The following is a 993-nucleotide window of genomic DNA, read 5'->3' on the forward strand; positions in this document are numbered from 1 at the left end:
GGCCCGCGGAGTTGCTGTCCCTTCTCCGGCCGCACCCGGTCGAACCCGCCGGCACCGCCGGTGTCCCCGCAGCTCAGGCCAGCCGGCCGATCCTCGCCGGCGACTGAGCCGCCAGGAGCGCTCCGAACAGGGAGGACAGGCCGCCCAGCAACGCTGGGCGGACGGGCGCGGGCGGATGTCCCGGGCGGGCAAGGGTCTGGGCGTGCTCGGCGACCGCCCGCGGAAATCCAGGCAGGCCGGCCGCGAACCCGCCGCCGACCACCGCCATTGCGGGATGCAGCAGTTCGGTCAGCCCGACGACGGCCGTGGCGATCGCCGCGGCACTCTCGCCCACCGTCCGCACCGCCCAGGCGTCGGCCGCGAGCCAGGCTGCGCGCAGTTCGGCGAAGGTCACCTCCGCACCACGCCGCTGGGTGGCCCGGCGCAGGGTGGCCGGCCCGGACGCGGTTGCCTGCACACATCCGCGGCGGCCGCAGTCGCAGCTGGGCCCGTCGGACGAGATGATCAGATGTCCGATCTCGCTGGAGCCGCGACCGGGCCCCGGGCAGGACCGGCCGCCGAGCACGATCCCGCCGCCGACGCCCGTCCCGACTCCCAGGTAGACCACGTTCTCACAGCCGGCCGCGTCCGCCTCTGCGAGCGCGGCCAGATCGCCGTCGTCGCCGCAGACCACGGTGCTGCCCGGCAGCAGATCCCGCAGCGCGGCGCCGAGGTCGAGCCCGGTCCAGGCCGGCCGGCCCGGCCATGTTGTGACCCGGCCGGCGGCGTCGATGGTCGCGGGCATCGCCACGCCGACGGCGTCAACCCGACCGCCCCATCGGGCGGTCAGCGCGGCAACGTGTGCGGCGAGATCGTCGATGTCCTGGGTGGCGGTCGCCGACGGCGACCACTGGAAGGTTGTCTCCACCGGCCTGACGGGACCCTCCGGTCCGCTCGGCCTGCTCGGGCCGATCTGCTCGTCGCCTCCCATCGGGTTCGCCCCGGCCTGTGCCG

The 993-nt window shown here is 75.8% G+C and carries 1 protein-coding gene; it reads right to left on the minus strand.

The features are described from left to right. Window positions 1-73: 73 nt before the first annotated feature. The coding region (locus tag AC08ON_RS12490) for an ROK family protein (protein ID WP_476617020.1) at window positions 74-993 on the minus strand (920 nt) is incomplete at its 5' end.

The organism is Frankia sp. CoWAU3, from assembly GCF_977971855.1.